At 70.3% G+C, this 23,348-nt stretch carries 18 protein-coding genes and 1 pseudogene; 15 read left to right on the top strand and 4 right to left on the bottom strand.

Annotation, left to right across the window (positions count from 1 at the left end):
• Positions 1-403 precede the first annotated feature (403 nt).
• The 4 genes and pseudogenes from AB0D53_RS24090 to AB0D53_RS24075 form a co-directional block, all read left to right on the top strand.
• Positions 404-1,150, top strand: a complete 747-nt coding sequence (locus AB0D53_RS24090) for a helix-turn-helix transcriptional regulator (RefSeq protein ID WP_362449856.1) — start codon at positions 404-406, stop codon at positions 1,148-1,150.
• A gap of 147 nt (positions 1,151-1,297) precedes the next feature.
• Positions 1,298-2,521, top strand: a complete 1,224-nt coding sequence (locus AB0D53_RS24085) for an MFS transporter (protein WP_362449854.1) — start codon at positions 1,298-1,300, stop codon at positions 2,519-2,521.
• A 165-nt stretch (positions 2,522-2,686) separates the two neighbouring features.
• Positions 2,687-4,132, top strand: coding sequence for a glyceraldehyde-3-phosphate dehydrogenase (locus AB0D53_RS24080; protein ID WP_362449852.1), 1,446 nt, complete (start codon positions 2,687-2,689; stop codon positions 4,130-4,132).
• 146 nt (positions 4,133-4,278) lie between these two features.
• Positions 4,279-4,751: pseudogene (locus tag AB0D53_RS24075) on the top strand (GNAT family N-acetyltransferase); the annotation flags it as partial.
• A 352-nt stretch (positions 4,752-5,103) separates the two neighbouring features.
• On the opposite strand, the gene AB0D53_RS24070 reads toward AB0D53_RS24075, so the two are convergent.
• Together AB0D53_RS24070 and AB0D53_RS24065 are read right to left on the bottom strand one after the other, a co-directional pair.
• Complete coding sequence (locus tag AB0D53_RS24070) at positions 5,104-6,738, bottom strand: beta-N-acetylhexosaminidase (protein WP_362449850.1); 1,635 nt, start codon at positions 6,736-6,738, stop codon at positions 5,104-5,106.
• A 102-nt stretch (positions 6,739-6,840) separates the two neighbouring features.
• Complete coding sequence (locus tag AB0D53_RS24065; protein WP_362449848.1) at positions 6,841-7,992, bottom strand: ROK family transcriptional regulator; 1,152 nt, start codon at positions 7,990-7,992, stop codon at positions 6,841-6,843.
• Between the two features lie 79 nt (positions 7,993-8,071).
• Here AB0D53_RS24065 and AB0D53_RS24060 point away from each other — a divergent pair, with 79 nt between their 5' ends.
• From AB0D53_RS24060 to AB0D53_RS24035, 6 genes are all read left to right on the top strand, one after another.
• Positions 8,072-9,322, top strand: coding sequence for a Gfo/Idh/MocA family oxidoreductase (locus tag AB0D53_RS24060; RefSeq protein ID WP_362449846.1), 1,251 nt, complete (start codon positions 8,072-8,074; stop codon positions 9,320-9,322).
• Between the two features lie 87 nt (positions 9,323-9,409).
• Positions 9,410-10,654 carry an extracellular solute-binding protein gene (locus AB0D53_RS24055; protein WP_362449844.1) on the top strand — a complete coding sequence of 415 codons (1,245 nt, stop codon included), beginning with the start codon at positions 9,410-9,412 and terminating at the stop codon, positions 10,652-10,654.
• Between the two features lie 4 nt (positions 10,655-10,658).
• Positions 10,659-11,621, top strand: coding sequence for a sugar ABC transporter permease (locus AB0D53_RS24050; RefSeq protein WP_362449842.1), 963 nt, complete (start codon positions 10,659-10,661; stop codon positions 11,619-11,621).
• Positions 11,618-12,484, top strand: coding sequence for a carbohydrate ABC transporter permease (locus AB0D53_RS24045; RefSeq protein ID WP_362449840.1), 867 nt, complete (start codon positions 11,618-11,620; stop codon positions 12,482-12,484). The genes AB0D53_RS24050 and AB0D53_RS24045 overlap by 4 nt, the downstream gene beginning before the upstream one ends.
• A gap of 41 nt (positions 12,485-12,525) precedes the next feature.
• A complete protein-coding gene (locus tag AB0D53_RS24040; protein ID WP_362449838.1) occupies positions 12,526-14,265 on the top strand; it encodes a hypothetical protein in 1,740 nt (579 codons plus the stop codon).
• Between the two features lie 6 nt (positions 14,266-14,271).
• Positions 14,272-14,589, top strand: a complete 318-nt coding sequence (locus tag AB0D53_RS24035; protein ID WP_362449836.1) for a hypothetical protein — start codon at positions 14,272-14,274, stop codon at positions 14,587-14,589.
• A 104-nt stretch (positions 14,590-14,693) separates the two neighbouring features.
• Here AB0D53_RS24035 and AB0D53_RS24030 read toward each other — a convergent pair whose 3' ends face one another.
• Positions 14,694-16,337, bottom strand: coding sequence for an amidohydrolase (locus AB0D53_RS24030; protein ID WP_362449834.1), 1,644 nt, complete (start codon positions 16,335-16,337; stop codon positions 14,694-14,696).
• Between the two features lie 66 nt (positions 16,338-16,403).
• Positions 16,404-17,819, bottom strand: a complete 1,416-nt coding sequence (locus tag AB0D53_RS24025; RefSeq protein WP_362449832.1) for a cytosine permease — start codon at positions 17,817-17,819, stop codon at positions 16,404-16,406.
• A gap of 204 nt (positions 17,820-18,023) precedes the next feature.
• Here AB0D53_RS24025 and AB0D53_RS24020 point away from each other — a divergent pair, with 204 nt between their 5' ends.
• The 5 genes from AB0D53_RS24020 (at position 18,024) to AB0D53_RS24000 (ending at position 23,332) form a co-directional block, all read left to right on the top strand.
• Positions 18,024-18,629: a TetR/AcrR family transcriptional regulator gene (locus AB0D53_RS24020; RefSeq protein WP_362449830.1), complete on the top strand. Its 606-nt coding sequence runs from the start codon at positions 18,024-18,026 to the stop codon at positions 18,627-18,629.
• A gap of 97 nt (positions 18,630-18,726) precedes the next feature.
• A complete protein-coding gene (locus AB0D53_RS24015) occupies positions 18,727-20,148 on the top strand; it encodes an FAD-dependent oxidoreductase (RefSeq protein WP_362449828.1) in 1,422 nt (473 codons plus the stop codon).
• A gap of 366 nt (positions 20,149-20,514) precedes the next feature.
• Entirely contained in the window at positions 20,515-20,844 is a 330-nt protein-coding gene (locus AB0D53_RS24010; protein WP_362449826.1) for a hypothetical protein, read from the top strand.
• Between the two features lie 133 nt (positions 20,845-20,977).
• Positions 20,978-22,144: an MFS transporter gene (locus AB0D53_RS24005; RefSeq protein WP_362449870.1), complete on the top strand. Its 1,167-nt coding sequence runs from the start codon at positions 20,978-20,980 to the stop codon at positions 22,142-22,144.
• Positions 22,145-22,480: 336 nt separating this feature from the next.
• Positions 22,481-23,332, top strand: coding sequence for an NmrA family NAD(P)-binding protein (locus tag AB0D53_RS24000; RefSeq protein WP_362449824.1), 852 nt, complete (start codon positions 22,481-22,483; stop codon positions 23,330-23,332).
• Positions 23,333-23,348 lie beyond the last annotated feature (16 nt).

Genomic DNA, 23,348 nt, shown 5'->3' with positions numbered 1-23,348 from the left:
GGTCATGCGGGAGTTGCTCCTGTGGGGTGTGGGGGTGCCGTCCGGTGTCGGCGGCGGCGGTGCGGGGCGGGGCCCCTGTGTGGTGCGGGACGGGGTGAGCGGGTCCGGTGTTGTGCGTCCGGGCCGGTCGTGGTTCCCCGTGATGACAGCCATGGTTAGCGGCGGCCGCGGTGGGGGTCAATGATGTGACGTACTACCCCAATACGGAGCAATGTCCGAAATGAACCATTCTGCGCTGGTTATGTACTGTTCGGGCAAGGTTCGTGTCTACTACCCGCCCTAGGATGTGACGTGGCCCCTATGGGTGGCATCACATCCACGAGGCCATTTCGAGGCTCCCGGCGCACCTGTTCGCCGACGACTCCGATGGCGGCCCGGCACTCTTCCCATAGGGTTCTCGTTCATGCCGGACATCCGCCACTCACCCGAGGCGCCCACCCGCACCCAGGCGCTGGCTCCCGGGGAGCGCATCGACGCACACCGTCACGACGACCACCAGGTCGTCTACGCGGGCTCCGGCGTCCTCGCGGTCACCACCGGCGCGGGCACCTGGTTCGCCCCCGGCACCCGGGCCATCTGGATCCCCGCCGGCTGCGCCCACGCCCATCGCGCCCACGGGCATCTCGCCCTGCATCTGCTGGGCCTGCCCGCCGAGACCAATCCGCTCGGCGTCGACGCCCCGACCGTCCTCTCGGTCGATCCCCTGCTGCGCGAGCTGATCCTCGCCTGCACCCGAAGCCCCCACGACGACACCCCGGAGCGGCTGCGGCTGCGCGCGGTGCTCCTCGACCGGCTGCGCGCCTCACCCCAGCAGCCCGTACAGCTGCCCGCCCCCACCGACCCCCGGCTCAAAGCCGTCTGCGACCTCCTGCACCAGGACCCCGCGGACCCCCGCACGCTGGCCGCCCTGGCGGCCACGGCCGGAGCCGCGGAGCGCACCCTCAGCCGTCTGTTCCGTCGCGAGCTCGGAATGACGTTCCCGCAGTGGCGCACCCAACTGCGCCTGTACCACGCCCTTCGCATGCTGGGCGACGACGTACCGGTGACCACGGTCGCGCACCACTGCGGCTGGTCGTCCACCAGCGCGTTCATCGATGTCTTCCACCGCGCTCTCGGCTACACCCCGGGCACCCACAACCGCCGCCCCTGACCGATCACCCTCATCGAGGCGCACCGGGCCGCGCTCGATGCCGATCGCCCTGCGCGCGACTCATGGAGGCGCGGAGAGGCGGAATTCCGGCAAGGGTTGGCAGATTATCGGAAGCGCGACAGGCAGCCCGGCAATGACGATGAGGCCATGCCAAGGAACAGATCAGTCGTTCTGCTGTCGGTCGGGCACGCGTGTGTGGACGTCTATCAAGGTGCCGTGGCGTCGCTCGTCCCGTTCTTCGTCGCCGAGCGCGCCTACTCCTACGCGGCGGCCTCGGGCGTCGTACTCGCCGCGTCACTGCTGTCCTCGGTGGCACAACCGCTGTTCGGGGCGCTCACCGACCGACGGGCCATGCCCTGGCTGCTGCCCGTCAGCACTATCCTGGGCGGGCTCGGGGTCGCGCTCAGCGGCCTCAGCGGTTCGTACCCGCTGACGCTGCTCTTCGTCGCGGTGTCCGGGATCGGGGTCGCCGCCTATCACCCCGAATCCGCCCGCGTCGCACGGCTCGTCGGCCAGGGGAGCCACAGCTCGATGGGGTGGTTCTCCTTCGGCGGCAACGTCGGCTTCGCAGTCGCCCCCCTCATGGTCACCGGCGTCGTGGCCACCGGCGGACTGCGGTACTCACCGCTGCTCGTACTGCCGGCCGTCGTGGGCAGCGTGCTGTGCCTGCCCGTCCTGCGCGCGCTGGAGAAGCCGACGTCCGCCGGCCCCGGGGCGGCTGCCGCGACGGGCACCGACGACAAGGTCTCGTTCGTCAAGCTGTCGCTCGCGGTGGTCTGCCGGTCGATCGTCTTCGTCGGCCTGAGCACGTTCATCTCGCTCTACGCCCGTCAGCGCACGGGAGGGGGTACGGCGGCAGGCACCGCCGCGCTCTTCGTCCTCTATCTCGGCGGCGCGGCGGGCACCGTGCTGGGCAGCCGCCTGGCGAACCGGTGGGACCGGGTGGCGGTGGTGCGCGTGTCATATCTGACCACGGTCGGCGCCGTCGCCGGGATCGTCTTCGCTCCCGGCCCGGCGATCTATCCGTTCGTCATTCTGACCTCCGTCGGCCTGTACGTCCCGTTCTCGTTGCAGGTCACCCTCGCCCAGGACTACCTGCCCTCACGCATCGGCACCGCGAGTGGGATCACCCTCGGGCTGACCGTCAGCATCGGCGGCCTGGCCGGCCCGGTCATCGGCAGCATCGCCGACGCGACCTCCCTCCAAACGGCTCTCGCCCCGCTGATCCTGATGCCCGCCCTGAGCTGGCTGTTGTACCGCACCATGCCCGAGCCGGCCCTGCCGGAACGCCTCGGCACCCCGCCTCCGACCGAGGACGGGACCGGCGTGGAGCACCCGCCGGCCGACCGGACCCGCGGCCGAGTCCCGTGATCCGAGTCGCGCGGGCCGTGGCAGGAGATGTCGCCCCAGGCCTGCCGCCCCGGCCCGCGCGGCACGCGGGACGGCCCGGCGGCACCCGGCACGGGCGGCCCGCTTGAATGATCAAAGTAGCGAGGGGTTACCATATGAGCGCCGCCTAGCTCGAAAGATAAACCTGTGACTGTCAATGACGACTCGTTCACCAGCTGGAAGAACCGCGAGGAGATCGCGGAGTCGATGATCCCGGTCATCGGGAAACTGCACCGGGAGCGGGACGTAACGGTCCTGCTCCACAGCCGATCCTTGGTGAACAAGTCGGTGGTCAGCATCCTGAAGACCCACCGATTCGCCCGCCAGATCGCCGGTGAGGAGCTGTCGGTCACCGACACGCTGCCGTTCCTCCAGGCCCTCACCACGCTCGACCTCGGTCCTTCCCAGATCGACATCGGCATGCTCGCCGCGACCTACGCCGCCGACGAGCGAGGTCTCCCGGTGGAGGAGTTCACCGCCGAGGCCGTCGCCGGCGCCACGGGTGCCAACAAGATCGAGCGCGGTGACGGACGTGACGTCGTCCTCTACGGCTTCGGCCGCATCGGCCGCCTCGTCGCACGTCTGCTCATCGAGAAGGCCGGTTCCGGCAACGGCCTGCGGCTGCGCGCCATCGTCGTCCGTCAGGGCGGCGACCAGGACATCGTCAAGCGCGCCTCGCTGCTGCGCCGCGACTCGATCCACGGCCAGTTCCAGGGCACGATCACCGTCGACGAGGCGAAGAGCACAATCGTCGCCAACGGCAACGAGATCAAGGTGATCTACGCCAACGACCCGTCCGAGGTCGACTACACGGCGTACGGCATCAAGGACGCCATCCTCATCGACAACACCGGCAAGTGGCGCGACCGCGAGGGTCTGTCGAAGCACCTGCGCCCCGGCATCGACAAGGTCGTCCTGACCGCGCCGGGCAAGGGCGACGTCCCGAACATCGTGCACGGTGTCAACCACGACACGATCAAGCCGGACGAGCAGATCCTGTCCTGCGCGTCCTGCACCACCAACGCGATCGTGCCGCCGCTGAAGGCGATGGCGGACGAGTACGGCGTCCTGCGTGGCCACGTGGAGACCGTCCACTCGTTCACCAACGACCAGAACCTGCTGGACAATTACCACAAGGCCGACCGCCGTGGCCGTTCCGCGCCGCTGAACATGGTCATCACCGAGACCGGTGCCGCGTCCGCGGTCGCCAAGGCGCTGCCCGAGCTCAAGGCGCCGATCACCGGCAGCTCGATCCGGGTCCCGGTGCCGGACGTCTCGATCGCGATCCTCAGCCTGCGGCTCGGCCGCGAGACGAACCGCGACGAAGTCCTCGACTACCTCCGCAATGTGTCGCTGACCTCGCCGCTCAAGCGCCAGATCGACTTCACCACCGCCCCGGACGCCGTGTCGAGCGACTTCATGGGCTCGCGCCACGCCTCGATCGTCGACGCCGGCGCCACCAAGGTCGACGGCGACAACGCGATCCTCTACCTCTGGTACGACAACGAGTTCGGTTACTCGTGCCAGGTGATCCGCGTCGTCCAGCACGTCTCCGGTGTGGAGTACCCGACCTACCCGGCCCCGGCGGTCTGATCCCGGCGGACTCCCCTCCCCCGGGCCGGCACCCCGTCCTGGGAAGAGGATCATTCGACCCGGCACGAAGGGCCCCCGATGGGCAGCTGCTCATCGGGGGCCCTTCGTGCTGCGCTCCGCAAGGGCCCGATGGCACTCGATATCCGATGTCACGCACCCGAAGGCCTCTGGCACGATGCCGCGATGATCACCAGCCTCCCCGTACCCCCGTCGTTCCCGCAGGTCGGACGGCCCGGAACGGCCAACCGGTGCTCGGCCTCCCCAACGGCCTGGAGTTGCGTCCCTGGTGCCTGGAGGACGCCGATGAGCCGGCAGCCGTCGGTCAGGATCCGGCGATTCGCCGGTGGAACCTCTTCGCCGTGGAGTCGTCGCAGGACGCCCGCAACAGGATCGAGCGCATGCAGCGGCGCCGACAGGCGGAGACGGGCGCGGTCCGGGCCGTCGCCCGGCCCGGTGGCGAGGCCATGGGACTCGTCGGGCTGAACGACGTGGATCTCGGGGCGGCTGCGCCGAGATCATCTACTGGATCCTGCCCGCGGCGCGTGGCGGTGGAGTCACGGTCGAGGCGGTGAAGCGCGTCAGCCGATGGGCCCTGGAGGAGCTGGGTCTGCATCGACTGAGGCTGTGCCACTCGGTGGGCAACCCGGCCTCCTGCAAGGTGGCGTTCAAGGCCGGATACCCCTTCGAAGGCGTCATGCGTGGCGCGCTGCTGCATGCGGACGGATGGCACGACCAGCATCTGCACGCCCGCATCCGGGACGACGCCCCGGTAGCACGTGAGAGCCCACGACCGCCGGGACACGTACAGCAGGCAACTCGCCCTGTTCCACGGGCGCCGCGGCCTCTCGGCGCCCCCCCCCGTACACCCGGCCGGCGTGTGTCGAGCGGCCCCGGAACGGGGCCCACCGCCCCTGGGCCCACCTCCAACTCCCGCTCCGAGCAGGCCGGCCACGGAAACGCCGCGTACCCGCTCAGGAACGGATCGCCGCCACCCGGCGGTTCATATGCGCCTCGCGGTCGGCCCGCGTCGCGGGTGCGCCCAGGATGCCCGGCCGCGTCTGCCAGGGCAGCGGCCCCGTCCGCGCCCGGTACTCCACACCGATGGCGTCGAGCCGGGGCAGGTGCGCGTCGTGCAGCCGGGTGCGGAACTCCTCGAAGTCGCGGTGGCCCGGGCCGCGCCAGAGCGCCTCGGCCACCGCGCACAGGCGGGGGAAGGCGTAGTAGTCCACCATGCGCGGTGTGTCCATGTGCTCGGTCCACAGATTGGCCTGCCCGCCGAGCACATGTGCGGCCTGTTCGTCGGTCAGGCCGTCCGGGACCGGGTCGAAGGCGTAGGCGTCCGCCAGTGTCACGGGCACGGAGACCGGGATCGGCTCATCGGGCCGTTCCGACTGGCGGTAGTCGAGATAGACCTGGTCGTCCGGGCACGACACCACGTCGAAGCCCCGGCGCGCGGCGGTGACGGCACCGGTCATCCCGCGCCAGGAGGCAACGACGACACCCGGCGGCAGCTCTCCCTCCAGGATCTCGTCCCAGCCGAACACCCGCCTCCCGCGCTCGGCGACATGGGCGGCGATCCTGGCGATGAACCACGCCTGGAGGGCGTTCTCGTCGGCCAGGCCGCGCTCCGCCATGAGTTCCTGGGTGCGCGGATCGGCCTTCCACTGGTCCTTGGGGCACTCGTCGCCGCCCACCCCGATGAAGGTGCCGGGGAAGAGGGCCATGATCTCGTCGAGGACCTCACGGAAGAAGTCGATGGTCGACTCCTCCGTGTTCAGGGTGTGCGGGCTGACGCCCCACCGGGTCATGACGGGCAACTGCTCACCCGTCACGCCCAGTTCGGGGTAGGCGGCGATGGCTGCCTGGGAGTGCCCGGGGACGTCGATCTCCGGGACGACCGTGATGCCGCGCTCCGCCGCGTGGGCGACGATCTCGCGGATGTCGTCCTGGGTGTAGTAGCCGCCGTGCGGCCTGTCCTCGGTCCGGTCGTCGTCGGTGGAACCCGACTGGGACGAGTCGCGCCATCCGCCGGTCTCCGTGAGCCCCGGGAAGCGCCGGATCTCCACGCGCCAGCCCTGGTCGTCGGTGAGGTGCAGGTGGAGGGTGTTGAGGCGGTGCATCGCCATCAGGTCGATGAAGCGCAGCACCTCTCGCTTGGGCAGGAAGTGCCGGGCCACGTCCAGCATGGTCCCGCGCCACCGGTAGTGCGGCACGTCCTCGACGACCGCCCCCGGCACCGTCCACCGCTCGTCGGTGATCCGGGAGCTGCGGTAGATCCGCGGCGGCAGCAGTTGCAGCAGCACCTGGCAGCCGTAGAAGACTCCGCTCGCGTCGCCGCCCTCGATACGGACACCGGCCGGCCCGGACTCCAGGCGATACGCCTCGGCCCCCAGTTCCGGACGCAGTGTCAGTGCGATGCCCGGTCGGGACTCCTCCCCGGTGACCGGCAGGGGCAGCCCCGTGGCCGGGCGCAGTGCCGACTGCAGCCACGCGGCCGTGGTGGCCAAGGCATCGGGGGCCGAGATCGTGGTGGTCGCGTCGAGCGGGAACTCGCCCGGGGCGGGCCGCGCCGTGACGGGCCGGGGCAGCACCATGGGAGCCGTCATTCCTGCCGTTCCTTTCGACGGGCCGTGCCCCGAGGACACCCGCCCTACATATACAGAGACTTTTATTAAGAGCGGAGCCGGACGCACCGCCCCAGGGCGACATCAGGACGACGGCTTGGGCAGCGCCGTGTCGACGTCGTACAGCCGTGCGTTCACGTGATCGAGGGCGAGCCGCACGGCGCCCAGCACCACGGCCTGGTCGGAGAGCGAGGAGACCGCCAGGGCCGGGGGTTCCAGACACAGCGGATCGAGGTGGCGCCGCAACGGTTCCAGCAGTACGTCTCCGGAACGCGAGACCCCGCCGCCGATCACGACGAGCTCCGGGTCCAGGGCCAGGACCAGGGCGGCGATACCCTCGGCCAGGTCGTGGGCGTACTGCTCGACGGCCCAGCGGGCCGCCGGTTCACCGGCGCGGGCCTGGGCGAAGACGTACTCGGCGGCCTCCTGGGGCAGGATCTCTGCCGGCATCTTCGGATAGCCGGTCAGATGCGAGGTGGCCCGGTGCCAGCCCACCAGGGGCAGGGCGCCGATCTCGCCGGCCGCTCCCCCGCGCCCCCGGTGCACCCTGCCGCCGATCAACAGACCGGCCCCGGTACGCACTCCGGACAGCACGAAGGCCACGTCGTCGACGCCCTGCGCCTCACCGATCCAGCCCTCGGTGAGTGCAGCCAGATTGCAGTCGTTCTCCACCAGGACCGGGCAGCCGAAGTCGGCGCCCATCTCGCCGGCCAGGTCCAGCCCGTCCCATTCGGGCAGGCCGACACAGCGTTTGACCAGGCCGTCACGGCTGACCACACCCGTGGTCCCGACACAGACGGCGGCGAGCTGGGCGCGCCCGACCGCCGCCGACTCCAGCGCGCTCACCGCCGTCGCACGCACGGCGGCCAGCCTCACGGCACGCCCGGCGTCCGCGCTCACCCGCTCGGTGCGGGACGCCACCACGGTGCCGTCGAGGTCGGCGACGGCCGCCCTGATGCTGTACGAACCGATGTCGATCCCGAGCACGTAGTCGCCGGTGGAGTGGAAACTGAACAGCCTGGCGGGGCGGCCCATGTGGCCGGGCTGCGGGGGCAGTTCCTTCAGCCATCCCGAGCCGAGCAGCTCTTCCGTCAGACTCTCCACGGTCGGGCGGGACAGACCTGTGCGTTTGGTGACCTCGGTGAGGCTGAGGGGGCCCTGGCCGCGCAGCGCGCGAAGTGTCGTGACCAGATTGATGCGCCGCAGCCGCGAGGTGTCGCCTCCGGAAATTGTCACCGTCACTCCCTTGACAGGCTCTGTACCCGAGAAATAAAAACAGCTTGCATTAGTAAGTGGCAAGTCCGAGGGGGTATTTGTGGTCACTCTCGCCATCATCGGGGCGGGGCTGCGCGGCATGAGCTACGCGCGGCGTGCTCTGGAGACCGGCCTGGCGCGTGTTGTGGCCGTCGCCGAGCCCGATCCGGAGCGCAGGCGCAGCATGGCCGACGCGCACGGTGTACCGGCCGAGAACGTCTTCGCCGACTGGCGGGATCTGCTCGCCCGGGACCGGCTGGCCGACGCGGCGGTGATCTCGACGCAGGACAGCATGCACACGGAGCCCGCGGTGCGGGCGGCGGAGCTCGGCTACCACCTGCTCCTGGAGAAGCCAATGGCGCACACCGAGGAGGAGGCCGCCGCCATCTCGGCGGCCGCCGACCGGAATGACGTTCTGCTGGCCGTCTGTCACGTCATGCGCTACACCCCCTACACCTTGAGGCTGAGGGAGCTCATCGCCGAGGGCCGGATCGGCGAGGTGATGAACATCCAGCATCTGGAGCAGGTCGGCTGGTGGCATCAGGCCCACTCGTTCGTGCGGGGAAACTGGCGCAGCCAGGAGGAGTCGGGCCCGATGCTGATGACCAAGGCCTGCCACGACCTCGACTGGATCGCCCACATCAAGGGAGCGCTGCCCGAGCGGGTGTCCTCCTTCGGCAATCTGGTGCACTTCCGGGCCGAGAACCGGCCCGACGGCGCGGCGGACCGCTGTGTGGAGTGCCCGGTGGAGTCCACCTGCCCGTACTCCGCGAAGCGCATCTACCTCGATTGTCTGGGCGACCCGGAGAAGGAGTTCTGGCCGCTGTCGGCGGTCACGGCCGACCACACGGAGGAGGGGGTGCTCGCGGCGCTGCGCGAGGGCCCGTACGGCCGGTGCGCGTACAGCTGTGACAACGACGTGGTCGACACCCAGGTGGTGACCATGGAGTTCGCCGACGGCACCTCCGCCACCTGCACGGTCACCGCGTTCGCGGCACTGGAGCACCGCAAGACCCGGATCTTCGGCACCCGCGGCTCCATCGACGGCGACGGTGTCGTCCTGCGCGTCCACGACTTCGTGACCGACGAGGTCACCGTCATCGACACGGGCGCCCACGGCGATCCCACGGCGGCCACCGGGCACGGCGGCGGTGACGCGTCCCTGTTCGACGCCTTCGTCGACGCCATCAGCGGGAACGACCCCTCGCTGGTGCTCACCGACGGCGCCGAGAGCCTGGCCACACACCGGGTCGTCTGGGCGGCCGAGCGCGCCCGCCGCACCGGCACCGTCGTGTCCCTCCTGCCGGACTGACCCCCGGCCGTCGCGCCCCGCCCGCGGAATACCGCGCCCACCAGTCATCCTCACGAAAGGCACACTCCCGTGCGTAAGTTGACAGCCATGCTCACCGTCGGAGCCCTCGCCCTGAGCGTAGGCGCCTGCGGCAAGAAGAACGGCTCCGCGGCCTCGGGCAAGGAACTCGTCTACACCTCCTCCTGGGGTGCCGACGAACCGCAGGGCAAGCTCATCAAGTCGATAGCCGACGACTTCGCCAAGGCGACCGGCACCGAGGTCGACCTGAAGTTCGTGGGTCGCAAGGGCACCGACACCCTTCCCACCGAGATGACCGCGGGCCAGGGCCCGGACCTGTTCGACACCTCCACCGACAGTGTCGGCGCCTTCGTCGCGCAGAATCTCGCCGAGCCGCTCGACGACGTCCTGGACATGGAGGTACCGGGCGAGGGCAAGAAGGTGCGGGACGTACTGCCGGAGTCCGTGCGGAAGGCGTCGACCGACAAGGGGCATGTGCGCTTCATGGCCCACACCGTGATCTCCACGGCGGTCTGGTACGACGCGTCCAAGCACGCCGGGCTCGCCCCCAAGACGTGGAAGGAGTTCATCGCCCGTCTCGACGAGGCGAAGAAGGCCGGCCGCACTCCTCTGGGCCAGGACGGCACGGTCAACTTCTACAACGCGTACTGGTTCTACTCGGCCCTGGTCCGCTCCGAGGGCGCCGGGAGCCTCAGCGCCCTGGGCAAGGATCCGGCCGCCTGGGACAGGCCCGCTGTTCTGGCGGCGGCCAAGAAGGTGGAGCAGCTGGCCGACGGCGGCTACTTCCAGAAGGACTTCATGGCCACCAAGTACCCCGCCGCACAGGACGCCTGGGCGCAGGGCAGGTACGACCTGAACCTCAACGGCACCTGGCTGGCCGCCGAGACCGGCGCGAAGCTGGCCAAGGGCACCGAGGTCGCCTCGTTCCAGCTGCCGGCCGGCGGCAAGAACTCCGTGGAGGTCGGCACGCTCGGCTGGGGCGTCAACGCCAAGGGCCACAACGTCGAGACGGCCAAGGAGTTCCTCGCCTTCGCCCTGCAGAAGAAGTACGAGGAGAAGATCTCCGACACCGCGCACAACATTCCCGCGCGCCCGGACGTCCCCGCTCCCGGCTACCTGGCGGGCGTGCAGAAGGATGTCGCCGAGGCGAAGTTCACCCACCGCACCTACGACGACATGGCCGCGGACAAGAACTGGTGGAACAACGTCTTCCTCCCCCTGGACGACCAGCTGCTCTCCGGGAAGATCGATGCCGCGGCCTTCGTGAGGACCGGCAAGAAGAAGGCCGCCGACTACCTCGCCAGCAAGGGCTGAGCCCATGGGGACGGCAACACTCACCCCGCCCGCGACAGCGGCACCGCCCGCCGCGGAGAAGGCGGACAGGAAGCGCACAGGGGTACGGCCGGCTCGCGAGCGGGCCTTCTGGCCCTTCCTGCTCCCCGCGCTGATCGCCTATTCCGCGCTCTTCGTCCTGCCGTCGCTGTTCGGCTTCTGGGTCAGCTTCAACAAATGGGCCGGGCCCGGCTCCGCCATGACGTGGAACGGCCTCGGCAACTACCTCGAACTGACGCGCAGCGAGGCCTTCCGCACCGCCTTCGTCAATACCTTCGTGCTGGCCTTCGGGGGCGGGGCCCTCGTCTTCGCCTTCACCTTCCTGTCCATGATGGTGCTGCGGCAGCTCAAGGGCCGGGCCTTCATCCGGTCCGTGATCTTCCTGCCGATGATCATCTCGGTGATCGCGGTCGGCGTCGCCATCGGCTTCCTCCTGAACCCCGACGGCGCGGTCAACACGGTCCTGGGCTGGGTCGGCATCGAGGGGCGGCCGTGGCTGGGCCCCGACATGGTGTTCAAGTGCATCGTCGCCGGGCTCGTGTGGTCGAGCACGGGCTTCTACGTGGCGCTGATGATGTCGGCCGCAGACTCCATCCCGCCCTATCTCTACGAGGACGCCAAGCTGGTCGGCGCCACGAAGTGGGAGCAGTTCCGGCACATCACACTGCCGCTGACCTGGGACGTGTTCGCGGTGTCGGCGGTGCTGTGGGTGGTCAACAGCCTGAAGGTGTTCGAGATCGTGATCGCCTTCACCACGGCCGGCACCCCGGCCAGCCCGCCGATCCAGGCCCGCACGGTGGCGGTGCAGCAGTACGCCTCGGTGGCCGGCGGCGGTGTGCCCGAACTGGGTTCGGGCGCGGCCATGGGCGTGGTCATCCTGATCGTGACGACGATCCTCATCGTGCTGACCAGGCGTGTCACCCGCCGCGAACGTGTGGAGCTTTCATGAGGCGCCTGTTCGGCGACATCCTGGTGCCGCGCGCGACGGCCGTCGCGTTGTGGGTCTGGGTCGTCTTCAACCTCGCGCTGGTCGCCTGGGTCGGCCTCCAGTCGCTCAAGGACTCCGGGCAGGTCTGGCTCTCGCCGTTCGCGCTGCCCGACACCATCGAGTGGGGCAACTACTCCGCGGCGTGGAAGGCGGCCGGCTTCTCCGCGGCCGCGCTCAACAGCACCGTCCTGACCCTGGCCGGATCGCTGCTGATCGTCGCGCTCTCGGCGCCCGCCGCGTACGTCCTGGCCCGCTCCGACCGGCGCGCCGCCGGGCGGCTCACCGGGTACTTCGCGATGGGGCTGAGCATTCCGGTCCAGACGATCGTGATCCCGATCATCGTGATCAAGCTGTCCGTGTCCACCTTCATGATCGACTGGGTGACCGGCTGGTGGGACAACCGCATCACGCTCCTGGTGTTCCAGGTGGTGCTGTCGCTGCCGTTCGCCGTGTTCGTGCTCACCGGCTACATGCGTTCGCTGCCGCACGAGATCGAGGAGGCGGCCGAGCTGGACGGCGCGGGTCCGCTGCGCGCCTTCGTCCAGGTCGTGCTGCCGGTGGCCAAGCCCGGCGTGATGACCGTGCTGATCCTCAATGTCATCGGCCTGTGGAACGAGACCCTGCTCGCCCTGTTGATCACCCCCACGCCTGAGGAGCGGACGCTGCCCGCGGCCCTTCTCAGCCTCTATGGCTCCATGCAGTACAGCTCCGACTGGGGCGCCCTGTTCGCCGGAATCGTGATCCTGGTCTATCCCATGATCGTGCTCTACCTCTGGCTGGGCCGTCGCATCGTCGAGGGCATGACTGCGGGGATCGGTAAGTAACGCGCACCAGCGACCGGCAATCCGATCGGAAGGACCGAGACTTGCGTACCTCACGTATCCCGAGTACCCCACCCGCCCGGCGAACACGGCTCACGGGGGCGCTCCTGGCGGCTCTCGCTCTCCCGCTCTCCGCGGTGGCGGCGGGGCCCGCGCAGGCGGCGCCCCCGGCCCAGGCCCATCCGCACGCGGCGGGCACCACGTACTACGTGGACGCCGGGTCCGGCAACGACAGCGCATCGGGCCGGAACGAGGCGGCCGCCTGGAAGTCCCTCGCCAGGGCGAGCCAGTTGACGCTGGGACCCGGCGACCGGCTGCTGTTCAAGGCCGGTCAGCGGTGGAAGGGACGGCTCGACGTCCAGGGTGCGGGGGCGGTCGGCTCCCCCGCATTCGTCGGGTCGTACGGCAGCGGCGCCAAGCCGGTGATCGAGGGCGGCGGCACGAGCGATGTGGCGGTCAGGCTCAACAACGTCCACGACTTCACCCTCGACGGCCTGGAGGTGACCAACTGGAGCGACAGCACCACCCCCCGCTCCGGTGTGAACCTCTTCGCCAAGGACGCGGGCAAGCTGTCCAACGTCACCCTGCGCAATCTGAACATCCACGACGTCGACGGCCCCGGCGGCAGCACCGTCAGCTCGGCCGGGCTGCTGGTCTCCGTCCGCGGCAGCCGGACACCCACGTACTTCGACAACCTGGTGGTGGAGAAGAACGAGGTCGGCAGGGTCCGTTCGTACGGGATCATCACCTGGTCCACCTGGTCCCGCCGCAACGGCATGACCAGTCTGTACCCGGTGGAGACCGGGATCCCCGACAGCGAGGTCGTCACCTGGACGCCCAGCACGAACGTCAGGATCAGCGACAACTACGTCCATGACGTGACGGCCGGCGGCATCACCCCCATGCACACCAAGGGCGCCGTCGTCGAGGGCAACCGGGTCGACAAGGCCGCCAGCGGCAGGCTGAACACCAAGGGCGGCAACGTCGCCATCTGGTGGCAGGGCAACGACGACCTGCTCGTGCAGCGCAACGAGGTGTCGGGCACCGGCTTCAACGGACCGGGCACCGACGGTCACGGATTCGACGCGGACGCCGACAACAACCACAGCGTCGTCCAGTACAACTACAGCCACGACAACGACGGCGGGTTCTTCATCACCGTGTCCTTCAAGGGCGCACCGACCAAGGACACCGTGGTCCGCTACAACCTGAGCAAGGACGACGGCTACGAGGTCTTCAGCCTCTCCACCGAGACGTCGGGCACCCACATCCACAACAACACGGTCTACGCGGGCGGGCGGGTCGTCACCGTGCATCCGCCGTACACCGGGGCCGGCGACTATCCGCTCGGCAAGATCGTGCACATCTACAACAACGCGAGCGGCATCGAGATCCGCAACAACATCTTCTACAACCGGACCACCGCCGGCTACGACACCGCCAACGCCACCGTCTACGACTCCAACCTCTACTGGGGCACGGACACGCCCGTCGCCCCCTCCGGCGACATCAACGCGGTCAAGGAGGACCCGAAGCTGGTCTCCCTCGGCACCGATCCGGCGGGCTACAGGCTCCAGGCAGACTCCCCCGCGAGGGGGCGCGGTGCGACGGTGGCGCAGGGCGTCAAGGACTACTTCGGCAACCCGGTCCCGGCCACCGCTCCCGACCGGGGCTTCCACCAGTTCACCGGGGCACCGTTCCGGCCGGTCGTCACCACTTCGTACCCCACGCTGGGCAACAGCCACGCCTACCGGATGGCCGACGGTGACGCCTCGACCGCCTGAAGCAGCGTGGCCGAGGGCATCGCCTTCCCCGGCACCATCGACGTGGACTACCGGCAGCCCATCAGCATCGGCTCCGTCACCCTGCGCACCGCCTTCGCCACCGGACAGGGCGTCAAGCAGCTCGACGTGCAGACGTGGAACGGCTCGTCGTGGGTGACGCAGATCGCCGGGCAGCAGCCGGCCTGGTCCGGCAACACGGCGACCGTCGAGCAGCGCACGATCAATCTGCCGCAGCGGGTCACGACCGAGCGCCTGCGTCTGACGGTCCGCGACGCCCACCTCCAGTGGGGCAACTTCGCGGTCTACGAGATCCAGGCTTCCTGACCGGCCCCGATCCGCGGCCGGTCCCGAGCACCGCGGAACACAGAAGGACCTGACGGCCTCCCGGACACGCGGCGGCGTGGAGTTCCGGGAGGCCGCCGGGCCGCTTACGCGCGGTGCTCGACGACACCGCCGACCACGACGGTCTCCGCCACGGTGCCGGGAATGTCCTCGGGCGCGGCGCGCAGGATGTCCCGGGAGAGGACCACGAAGTCGGCGGCCTTGCCGACGGTGAGCGAACCGCGTTCGTTCTCGAGGAAGTTGGCGTACGCGGAACCCATCGTGTATCCGTGGACCGCGGTTTCCACGCTGATCGTCTCCTGCGGCATCCAGGGTTCGCCGCCGCCCAGCGGGCGCCGGGTGACGGCGGTGTGGATGCCGATCATCGGGTCCATCTCGGCCACGTTCCAGTCGCTGGAGAGCGCGAGCACGGCCCCGGCCCTGTGCAGGCTGCGCATGGGCCATGCCTTGTGCCAGCGTTCGGCCCCGACGTTCTCCGCCCAGTCCTTGCCGGGGCCCGCGACCTCCGGGGCGCTGTGCCGGGGCTGCATGCACGCGACCACGCCGAGGGCGGCGAAGCGCGGGGTGTCCTCGGGGTCGAGGCATTCGACGTGCACGACCTGGTGGCGGGCGTCCCTCGCCCCGTTGACCGCGCGGGCCCGTTCCACGGCGTCCAGAACGGTACGGATCCCCCGGTCGCCGGTCGCGTGGACGAAGCACTGGAAGCCGCGGGCGTCCAGCTTGGTCAGCAGCTCGGCGAACTCCTCGGGCGGGTAGAAGGTGTCGCCGCGGTGGTGGCGGCAGCCCGCGTAAGGCTCCAGGAGGGCGGCGGTACGCGGCTCCACGACATCGTCGATGTAGAGCTTGAGCGGACCGACCCGGATCCGGTCGTCGTCGTGGCGGTGGGCCGCAGCGGCGAAGTCGTCGAGGTCGGCGTCGGTGGTGCCGCGCGGGTGGAAGAGGGCGGCGACGATACGGGACTTGAGTCGGCCCTCGGCGCGAGCGCGTTCGAAGAGCGCGAGGTCGTCGAGCGAGTTCTGGGGTTCGACCACCGTGGTGATGCCGAAGCCGATGGCGTCGTCGAGGGACTTGGCGAGCCGCCCGTACTGCCGGTCCGGCGAGGCCCACGGCACGCCCAGCTCCTGAAGCGCCCGGTGGCCGTCGCGGGAGAGGCCCTTGACCGCGAAGTCCTTGATGAATCCGGTGGGTTCACCCGTGGCGGGGTCGGTGGCGGCTTGGCCGAAAGGCAGCCGGGTGCGGTCGCGGTCGATGCCGAGACGGCGCAGGCCGGCGGTGTTCACCCAGGCGGTGTGCACGTCGTAGCTCAGCACGAAGGCCGGTACGTCGCCGGTGGCCGGGTCGAGGTCGGCGGCGGTGGGCATCCGGCCGTCCGGGATGGCCGAGTAGTCGAAGGCCTCCGCCTCGATCCACTCGGCACCGGGGTTGGCCCCGTGCCAGGCGCGGATGCGGGCGTGTATCTCGTCGAGGGTCCGGGCGCCGGAGAGCTGGACGCAGGCGTCGTCCGAGCCGAGCCGGACGTGGTTGTGGGCGTCGATGAACCCGGGGAGCACGAGTTTGCCCCCGGCGTCGATCACCCGCGTGTCCGGCCCCGTCCATCCCTTCGCCTCGTCGTCGGTGCCGAGCCGGGCGATGCGGCCGTCGACCACCGCCATGGCCTGCGCCTCGGGAAGCGACGGGTCGACGGTGTGGATGCGGGCGTTGCGCAGGACGAGGTCGGCGGGGCTGGCCATGTGGGGTGACTCCTTGTGGTGCGGTGGTGCGGTCGGTCGGTGGTCCGGGCGGGGCGTGGCCGCCGGTCAGGAGGGTCCGGTGTGCGGTGCGACGGTCCGGCGGGCGAGCAGCCAGTAGACGAGGCCCGAGACGACGGCGCCGAGCAGGGTGAGGTCGGCGCCGCCCAGGGGGGCGACCAGCGGGCCGGTCCACAGCTCGGAGTCGCAGGTGAGCGCGGCGAAGACCATGCCGGCGAGCAGCGCGGTCATGCCGGCGGGATGGTACCCGGAGCGGTACCAGTAGGCGCCGTTCGGTCCGGTGTGCAGTGAGGGTGCGTCGTAGTGGCAGCGGCGCATCACCATGTCCGTGAGGAACACTCCGCCCCAGGGCGCGAACACGATGATGAGCAGGGAGAGGAAGGACAGCAGCGAGCTGGTGAAGTCGGTGAGGAAGAGCGCGCAGAGGGAGCCCGCCGCGGTGACGGCCGCGCTGATGACGATGGCCTTGGAGCGGCTCCAGGGGACGCCGAGCACCTGGAGGTTCAGGCTCGACGAGTAGAGCGTGACGATCGAGTTGGTGACCGAGCCACCGAGGACGAGGGCGAGGAAGAGCGGCTGGAACCATCCCGGCAGCAGCTTCTCGGTGCCTGCCACGGCGTCGGTCATGTCCGTCTGCGTGGCGGCGGCCACCCCGGCCATTCCCAGGGCCACCGAGGAGACGAAGCCGCCGAGCGCTCCGTACCAGGTGAGCGAGCGCATCGAGGTCGTCTTCGGGAGGTAGCGCGTGTAGTCGGCGGGCATGGGGACGTAACTGAACGGCCCGGCCAGCATCACGACGAAGGCGAGGCTCCACCCGGACGCCCCGGGGTGGACCGCCGCCCCGCCCGTGCCGGCGCCGGGCAGCAGGAACACGAGGAGCGCGGCGAACCCGACGGCGAGGACGTACGCGATCCAGCGCTCGGCCAGCTGGACCGTGGCATGGCCCCAGAGGGCGACGAGGAAGGTCAGCGCAAGCGTGATCAGCAGGGCGAGGGCCCGTCCCGTGTGGCCGGAGGCCCAGCCCAGATCGGCGAGGAACGCTTCGAGGGCGAGCGTGCCGACGACCGTGTTGAGGATCGTGTAGCCGATGCTGACCACCCAGTTGAGCATGCCGGCGGGCCAGTTGCCGCGGACGCCGAAGGGGGCGCGGGAGATCACCAGGGTGGCGGTGCCGGTGCGTATGCCGCTGAGTCCGGCCGCGCTGATGGCGAAGAACGCCAGTCCGCCGGTGACGACGACGCCGGTCGCCTGCCAGAAGGAGAGCCCGAAGGCGACGGCCAGGGCGCCGTTGATGACGTAGGTGAAGGTGAGGTTGGAGCCGAACCAGAGCCAGAACACATCCTTCGCGCTGCCGTGGCGCTCCTCGTCGGGAATCGGGTCGATGCCGTGTGTCTCGACCTGGAAGGCCTGGTCGGTGGCCGTGGTTGCGCCGGGCGCCCTCGCGGTCGTCTCCTGCTGCGTCATGCGGCCTGCCCCTCATCCGTGCGTGCTCCGGGAGTCCCGGAGCAGTACTTTGAATGCCGTTCTAAAAGTTAGAACGGCATTCAAGATGTCTCTGCGGGGGTCCGTCAAGACCTCTGCCGAAATCGGTGGGCGGAGGCGGGCTCGGCCCTGTTCGACGGCAGGGCCTAAGGTCGTCACCGGGGTTCACGGACGAGGAGGGGTTGCGTGGCGGCGACGGCGCGACGGCGGGACGGGCATCTGGCCCGGGAACGCATGCTGGAGGAGGCGATGACGGCCATCGCCGAGGACGGCCTGGCCGGACTCACCATGTCGGCGCTCGCCAAGCGCCTCGGCACCAGCGGCGGCCACATCCTCTACTACTTCGGCAGCAAGGACCGACTGCTCCTGGAGGTGCTGAGCTGGAGCGAGAACGCGCTCACCGAGGAGCGCCGGGCGTTGCTGGCGAGCGGAGCCGGCACCGAACGCGAGCTCGCCCAGTTCCTTGAGCTGTACCTCCCCCGTGGGCCCCGGGATCCGCGCTGGACTCTGTGGATCGAGCTGTGGGCGCGCACGGCGTCGAACGAGCCGCTGCGACAGGCCCAGGCCGAGATCGACCGCGGCTGGCAGGAGGACCTCGAAGCGCTCCTGGCCAAGGGCGTGCGACAGGGCCGCTTCGCCGCGGACCTCGATACGCAGGTGCGCGCCTCCGAACTCCTCGCCCTGCTCGACGGATTGAGCACAAGGGTCGTCCTGGGCCAGCGTGGAGCGGACCGGGCGAGTGCGCTGCGCATGGCGCTGTCGGCGACCGAGCGGCTGGTGGAGCGGGGCTGATCCCTGCGACGCCCCGCCCCGATGCCCGCCCCTGCGCCTCACCCCCGGGGGGCCCTGGGATACGGTGGGCCGGCAACACGGCGCGGAGGGAACAGCATTGACGCGGGTTGCGATTGTCGGCGGCGGGATAGGCGGCCTGGCCGCAGCCCTGTTCCTGGGCCGCCGGGGCCACCGGGTGACCCTTTTCGAGCGGGACGGTCACCGGCCGGGGCGTGACCTCGACGGGGACTTCTTCGACTGGCACCGCCCCGGTGTGCCGCAGGCGGTCCAGCCGCACGGCCTCCTGGCCCCCGTCCGGACCGTGCTGCGCGCGGAGGCTCCGGACGCGTACCGTGCGATGCTGCGCATGGGGGCCCGGGAACACAACGAGCTCGACTGGTTCGCCGAGCGTCCGCCCGCCCGCCCGGGGGACGAGGATCTGGTGACGGTCCAAACCCGGCGCATCGTCCTGGAGGCCGCTCTGCACGACGCGGTGCACCGCGAACCTGGCGTCGATGTGCGGCTCGGAGAGGCCGCCGAAGGACTCGTCGTCGACCGGCACGGCGACATCCCGCAGGTCACGGGGGTGCGTTCCGCTTCGCGGACGCACCGTGCGGATCTGGTGCTCGATGCCGGCGGGCGCCGGTCCCCGGTGGCCCGGTGGCTTTCCGAGGAGGGCTGCCGGGACGCGGTCGTGGAGAACCACCGCGTCCCGATCGCGTACTTCTGCCGCTGGTACCGGCTGCGCGCCGACGGGCCGCGCGATCCCGGGCGCATCAGACCGGGCTCGGTCTCGGCCTTCGCGGTCGGCGGGGTGTTCCCGTCGGACAACGGCATCTTCGCGGCATCCATGACGGTCTCCACCGCCGATCCCACCCGCGCGGCCCTGCGGGACCCCGCCGTGTTCGAAAGAGCCGCCCGGACCTTTCCCGCCATCGCGGCATGGCTGGGCCTGGAGCCCGAGCCGGTCTCCGGTGTACTGACGATGGGCGGCCTGCACAATCGCTGGACCTCGATGACCGACGCCGACGGCCCCGTGGTCACCGGTCTCGTCGCCGTCGGGGACTCACTCGCGTACACCAATCCCACGATGGGACAGGGAGTGGCCATGGCACTGAGGGCGGGACAGTGGGTGGCCCGCCATGCGGACGCGGCCCCGGACCCGGCGTCGTTCACCGCCGGATACCACCGTTGGGCGGCGCGCGATCTGCGCCCGTGGTTCGACGCCCAGGTCGCCGCCGACCGGGCCGATGCGGCTCGACTCGGCGATCCCGCACGGGCGTCGACACAACCCCCCACCGCGGCCGGGCGCGAGAGGGCCGCCCTCGCCGCCTGCGCCTTCGACGACCCACTGGTCATGCGCGCACGGGCGAAGGTCCGCCATCTCGTCCTGAGGGCCGATCAGGCATACGGCACCGAGGAGGTACGCGCCCGGCTGGCGCAGTGGCTCGACGAACACCCCGACTTCACGCCCGCGTTCGATGGCCCCGGGCGTAAGGAGTGGGAGTCGGCCACGGGGTCCGCCGGCCATGCCGCCTGACCACCCGCGACAGCCGGAGCGACCCGTAGAGAGCCTCATCCGGTAACGAACGGCATTCGGGCGACAGATCGAACACCTTTCGCACCATTTTTGCACTGTTATCACCCTTACGGGTGGTGTATCACTGGGTGTGGCCATATTGTCGATTCAGGAACGACGGCTGGAAGAAGGGCGTCACACCCGGCGACCGCCCCGGGCGGTGTGGGCCCGACATGAGGCAGCCGAGGAGCCGATATGCAACTACGCAACCTCAGGACAGCGGTCATGCTGTGCGCCGCCGCCGCGTTCGCAGCGGCGATCCCCGCTCCGGCATCCGCTTCCGCATCAGCACCCACGTCCACGGATTCCCGCCCATCGGCTCGCACCGTGGCCGTCGACTGTTTCTCGAACGCGCAGGTACGCCCCGGCGACTTCCTGCTCGCCTGCGGGGACGGCAACAATCGCCTCATCGACATCCACTGGTCCCGCTGGGGGCCGGACTCCGCCACGGGCACGGCGCTCGACGCGGTGAACGACTGTCAGCCCTACTGCGCGGCCGGCAAGTTCCACTCGTATCCCGTCATCATCCGGCTGGACCGCCCGGAGACCTGGCGGTCCCATCCCGAGCTGCGGCAGTTCACCCGGCTCCACCTCGTCTACACCGAAGGCAGGCCGGCGTACACCGAGCGGGTCATGACGCACGACCTCTGGGACTGACCCGCCCCGGACCCGGCCGCGACGGGGCACCGGCCGCGAGGTGAGGCGCGTGAGGGTTCGCGAATGCACACAAGCAGTCGGTGGGAAGTGGCGGCCGGGTTACGTGGCAGCGGCGCTGGTGTTCGCCGTCGGAATGGCGGGCACCACCCTGCCCACCCCGTTGTACGGTCTCTACCAGGAACAGCTCGGGTTCTCCGAACTGATGGTGACCGTTGTGTTCGCCGTCTACGCCATCGCGGTCATCACGGTGCTGCTGGTGGCGGGGAACTACTCCGACGAGGCCGGCCGAAGACCTGTGCTCCTGTGCGCGCTGGCGCTGTCGGCGGCGAGCGCGGGGTGTTTCCTGCTGGAAAGAGGTCTGCCCCTGCTCTTCGCGGGGAGGCTGCTGTCCGGCTGCGCGGCCGGGCTCCTGAGCGGCGCCGCGACGGCAGCCGTCATCGAACTGGCGGGGCCCGGGCACAAGGCGCGTGCGGGGTTCGCCGCCACCGCGGCGAACATGGGCGGTCTGGGCTGTGGGCCACTGCTCTCCGGGATCCTCGCGCAGTACACGCCCTGGCCGCTGACGCTTCCGTTCTGGGTCCATCTGGGACTGGTGACACTTGCCTGCGGGATCACCTGGCTCCTCCCGGAGACCGTTGCCGAGCCGAAGCGGCGGCCGCCCCTGAAGCCGCAGGGGCTGTCCGTTCCCCCCGAGGTGAAGGGGGTCTTCCTGCCCGCCTCACTGGCGGCCTTCGCCGGATTCGCGCTGCTCGGCCTGTTCACCGCGGTCGCACCGAGCTTCGCCGCGCGGACGCTGGGTGTGCACAATCTGGCCGTCTCGGGCGCCGTGGTCTTCTCCGTCTTCCTCGCCTCGACCGCCGGGCAGTCCCTGACCCAGCGGATCGGCGCACGCCTCGCGCTCCCGGTCGGTTGCGGCGTCCTCGTCGTCGGCCTGCTGCTGGTGGCTTCTTCGCTGCTCGCCGAGTCCCTGCCCCTGCTGGTCCTGGGCGCCCTGTGCGGCGGCGCCGGCCAGGGCCTGGCCTTCCGTGCCGCGCTCACCCTGATCAGCGGCGCGGCTCCGGCGCAGCATCGCGGCGGCACCATTTCGGCGTTCTTCGTCGTCGCCTACGGCGGGATCTCCCTTCCGGTGGTCGGGGTCGGCGCCATGGCCACCTGGCTCGGGCTGCGCCAGGCCGGGCTGATCTTCGCGGGCTGCGTGATGCTGCTGGCGGCGTGCGCGGGCACGTACGCGGCCCGCAGACTGCCGCCCGACCCGGATCTGCGACCGGGTTCACCACCGCCGGCGTCCTCGCGGTTCTGAGCACATGGCCACAACGGGCACCGACGGCCCGCCCCTGCGCAAGGCACCGAAACCATACGGCCCTGGCCGGCCACCGCGTACGTGGCCGGTCCCCCGCTCGCCCGACACGGTCGTCGCACACGGGGCGCTGCCCGTCGGGACGGTGGCGCCGCTGATCGCAGGCACGGCAGAATCCTGGCACTGCCCCGGATCGAGCAGCACCACCCCGGTACGTACATGGCTCCGGCCCTCACCGCCCGGCGCAACGCCGCCAATTCCGGCAGCTGATCCGTCCCGGTGGCAACCACGGCCGCTTCTGGCCAACATGTTCACATGTCAGTCGATAAGGGAGATCCCATGTCCGTCGCGGTGCTCGGCGCAACCGGTGGCCAGGGCGGTGCGGTGGCCGCCGCCCTGCTGGAGGCGGGACGCGCCGTGCGCGCCGTGGTCCGCGATCCCGGCAGCGGACGGGCCAGGGCCTTGGCTGCGGCCGGGGCGGAGGTCGTACCGGGGGATCTGTTCGACGCGGCCTCGCTCGCCGATGCGTTCCGGGGCACCACCGCCGCGTTCGCCGTCACCACCCCGTTCCAGGACGGCCTGGACGCCGAGGTCGCCCAGGGCGCGGCGATCGTACGGGCCGCGACGAATGCCGCTCTGCCGCATCTGGTGATGGCTTCCGTCGCCAGCGCGGACCGCGACACGGGTGTCCCGCACTTCGAGACCAAGGCCAGAACCGAGGAGCTGCTGGCCGCCTCGGGGCTGCCGGCGACGGTGGTGGCACCGTCCTACTTCTACGACAACGCCCTGGGTGCCGTGGACGAGGTGGCCGCCGGTCTGCTCACCATGCCGGTTCCCGGCGACACCCCCATCCAGCAGGTGGCGCGGCAGGACCTGGGCCGTGTCGTGGCCGCGGTCGTCGCCGATCCGGACCGCTGGATCGGACAGCGGATCGAGGTGGCGGGCGACGATCCCACGCCGGTCCGGATGGCTGCGGAGATCGGGCGGGCCGCGGGTGGCACGGTCGCGTTCCGGCAGTCCTCGCTGGAAGACCTCCGCACCGCGAACCCCGATATGTTTGCCATGTACAGGTTCTTCGTGGACAGCGGTTACCAGGTGGACATGGCGGCGCTGCGGACACAGTTCCCCGCCGTCCCCTGGACCTCCTACGCGGCGTGGGCGGACGCACAGGACTGGCCGAAGCCCGCCTGACGCCCGCCCACGCGAA

Origin of the sequence: Streptomyces sp. NPDC048295, assembly GCF_040652135.1 — a bacterium.
Classification (GTDB): domain Bacteria; phylum Actinomycetota; class Actinomycetes; order Streptomycetales; family Streptomycetaceae; genus Streptomyces.
Note: the sequence above shows the minus strand (reverse complement) of the source record. Positions and strands in the feature narration are given on the sequence as shown.